The organism is Microbacterium sp. TPD7012 (genome assembly GCF_003075395.1).
Taxonomy (GTDB): Bacteria; Actinomycetota; Actinomycetes; order Actinomycetales; family Microbacteriaceae; genus Microbacterium.
Genome location: NZ_QDFV01000014.1, coordinates 1 through 3,174, shown reverse-complemented (window position 1 = coordinate 3,174; position 3,174 = coordinate 1). Strand labels below are relative to the sequence as shown.

Genomic DNA, 3,174 nt, shown 5'->3' with positions numbered 1-3,174 from the left:
CGGCGGWGTWGGGCCAGCGCGCGAGCGTCTGGCCCTCTCCGCCGACGTAGAGCTCCATGGGCGGCGTCTCGCTGACGTCGTTGGCCTTCCAGTATCCGTGGCGGCTGACCTGGCCGTAATCCGTGATGCCGAGCGCTCCGAGGTCGAGCTGGAGGACGCGGCTGTGGGCGGAGTCGTCGATGATCCGGTCGAGTACCGCAGGATCGTCCACGGGCACGAAGGCGTTCTTGTCGAGCTCGACGCCCCCTGTCAGACGCGCGGTCTCGCCCGGGTAGGAGCGGTACGTGATCGGGGCATCAGCGGTCCCCGAGTCCTCCGCGGTGAGTTCGAACGACTCGGAGCGTGGATACGAGCCGCCGCGGAGGTAGACGGTCGCGCCTTCGTCGAGGCCGTTCGCCACACGCTCGACTCGAAGCGCGTCGCGCGCGGCCTCGAGTGACTTGAGCGGCGCATCCTCCGTGCCGGCGGCGGAGTCATCGCCGTCGGGGGAGACGTAGACCTCGAAGGGACCGGCCGCAGATGCGGGTTGCGCGCCTGCGGGTGCCAGGGCGAGGCCGACGGCCAGAAGGAAGGCGGTGCAGAGGGCGATGGGCATGCGCTTCATTGCGTCGTTTCTCCTCGGTGAGTTCGGCACGCGCTGCGCGGGCAGCTGCGGACCATGCGTGAGATCCGACAATAATCGATAATCGAGAAAACGAAAAGAGGCAAGATGCACGCACTCGAAGGAGCTCACGGATCAGGCTCTCGTCGCCGTGACGCTGCGAGGCGAGCGGGCCGTCGGACTGCTCGTCGGCGTGCGCTGTGCCTCCGCCGGCGACGACGGTGAGCGTCGCCCAGGCGAGCGCGACGAGACCGCCCCATTTGACGGCGGTGGGGATGCCGCGTCGGGTGGCCCGAACGTTCACGTCAACCTCCCCCTCTGAAGGCAACGCACCATCGACACGAACGTGCGTCGATGGGCCGACGATACTCGCGCTTAAGGCGGTTGTCCAGGGCTATTTCGCGCAGCCGCGAACGCTCATCGCGCGATGACGCGCCCGGCAGAATCTCGGCTTGACTTTCCCCAGGTTCTGCACATGTCGTCCCGTGACGGCAAAACCTTCAATCAACCCTTGAACCCGGTTCTCATCCACAGGCTGGGGAATCGAGAAAACCCAGGTCAGCGCGATTAAGAAAACCGATATGCGATGCCATCCACCGGGTTATCCACACSAGCCATCCTCCGTCGCCTGGTCGACGCGGGCACGCGCATCGTGCAGCTCGGGTATGCCGGTGAGGGCGACGCGACCGACATCGTCAACAACGCCCAGGCCGAGATCTACTCGGTCACCGGAACCGAGACGGCCGAAGACTACGTGCCGCTGACCACGGCCGTCGATGCGGCGATCGAGGAGATCGAGGCCGCGAACGGCCGCGACGGCTCGATGACCGGCATCCCGACCGGGTTCAAAGAGCTCGACGAGCTCACCAACGGCCTTCACGGTGGTCAGATGATCGTCGTCGCGGCCCGTCCCGCCATGGGTAAGTCGACGCTCGCGCTCGACTTCGCCCGCGCGGCATCCATCGGCCACGACTTCCCGTCGATCTTCTTCTCTCTCGAGATGGGCAAGAGCGAGATCGCGATGCGTCTGCTCAGCGCCGAGGGCGGCATCCCGCTGCAGAACATGCGCAAGGGAACGCTCGACCCGCGCGACTGGACCACCGTCGCCGCGACCCGTGGTCGCATCAACGACGCGCCCCTCTACATCGATGACAGCCCCAACATGACGCTCGTGGAGATCCGCGCCAAGTGCCGTCGTCTCAAGCAGCGCGAGGGCCTGCGCATGGTCATCATCGACTACCTGCAGCTCATGACGTCGGGAAAGCGTGTCGAGTCGCGTCAGCAGGAGGTCTCCGAGTTCTCGCGAAGCCTCAAGCTCATCGCGAAGGAGCTGCAGGTCCCCGTCATCGCACTGTCGCAACTGAACCGTGGTCCCGAGCAGCGTCAGGACAAGAAGCCCGCGATCAGCGACCTGCGTGAGTCCGGCTCGATCGAGCAGGATGCCGACATGGTCATCCTGCTGCACCGCGACTCGGTCTACGACAAGGATGTGCGTCCCGGCGAGGCCGACCTCATCGTCGCCAAGCACCGTAACGGTCCGACCGCCACGATCACCGTGGCGTTCCAGGGCCACTACTCGCGCTTCATGGACATGGCCCCGGGCGGCGACTTCAACTGAGTCGTCGTCGTCGCCGTCGCGGCGCCGCCGCTACTTCGCGACGAGCGTGGTCTCGAAGCTGTACATGTCGGGCCGGTAGCAGTGGTGGCCGAACTCGAAGGCCTTTCCCGATGCGTCGTAGGCGACGCGTTCCATGGTGAGGACGGGGCCGCCCTTGTCGATGTCGAGCAGGGCGCTCTCGTCTCCCTGCGCGCGACGGGCGCCGATGCGCTGGTTCGCGACGCGGRTGCTGGTGTTCTCCGGCCTCAACCCGGAACTCGACCTCGTCGAGTACGTCGAGCTGCCGCGCGACGTGCACCCGTACTACATCGCGACGCAGGCGCACCCCGAGCTGCGCTCGCGTCCGACCGACCCGCACCCGCTGTTCCGCGGACTGGTGGGCGCCGCGATCGAGCGTCACCGCGCCAGCGAGCTGTTCGACGTCAGCGCCGATGACTGACGCGACCGGAGAGCTCCGCGACGAGCCGTTCTCTCCGGAGGTGCTCACGAGCGACCTCGTCTACGAGGGCAGGGTCTGGGACGTGCGCTCCGACCGCGTGCGGTACGGCGACGGCGAGATGGTGCGGCAGTACGTCGCGCACACGGGTGCCGTGGCGATCCTCGCGCTGGACGACGAGGGCCGCGTCCTGCTGATCCAGCAGTACCGGCATCCGATCCGTCACCGTGACTGGGAGCTGCCGGCCGGCCTTCTCGACGTCGCCGGCGAGGAGCCGCTCGAGGCCGCGAAGCGCGAGCTCGCCGAGGAGGCCGACCTGGTCGCGGCGCACTGGGAACCGCTCGTGTCGTCGTGGACCACGCCGGGCGGCAACGACGAGATGATCCACATCTTCCTCGCGACGGGTATCTCGGCCGCCGAGTCCGCGCACGACCGCGAGGACGAAGAGGCCGACATCCGCGTCGAGTGGGTACCCCTCTCGGACGCGGTCGACGCCGTCCTCGCCGGKCGTGCGCGGAC

The 3,174-nt window shown here is 67.4% G+C and carries 1 protein-coding gene and 4 pseudogenes; 3 read left to right on the top strand and 2 right to left on the bottom strand.

From position 1 onward, the window contains the following. A pseudogene (locus DC434_RS20210) lies at positions 1 to 604 on the bottom strand (phage tail protein); the annotation flags it as partial. A gap of 598 nt (positions 605 to 1,202) precedes the next feature. Here DC434_RS20210 and dnaB point away from each other — a divergent pair. After that, positions 1,203 to 2,219 (top strand): annotated as a pseudogene (dnaB, locus tag DC434_RS19890) (replicative DNA helicase); the annotation flags it as partial. Positions 2,220 to 2,249: 30 nt separating this feature from the next. Here dnaB and DC434_RS19885 read toward each other — a convergent pair. Further along, positions 2,250 to 2,450 (bottom strand): annotated as a pseudogene (locus DC434_RS19885) (UTRA domain-containing protein); the annotation flags it as partial. Between DC434_RS19885 and DC434_RS19880 the strand changes: the two are divergent. Beyond that, positions 2,449 to 2,658 (top strand): annotated as a pseudogene (locus tag DC434_RS19880) (CTP synthase); the annotation flags it as partial. The pseudogenes DC434_RS19885 and DC434_RS19880 sit on opposite strands and share 2 nt — an antisense overlap. Further along, positions 2,651 to 3,174, top strand: a 524-nt coding sequence (locus tag DC434_RS19875) for an NUDIX hydrolase (RefSeq protein WP_133192841.1), incomplete at its 3' end; no start/stop codon positions are given. The pseudogene DC434_RS19880 and the gene DC434_RS19875, both read left to right, overlap by 8 nt.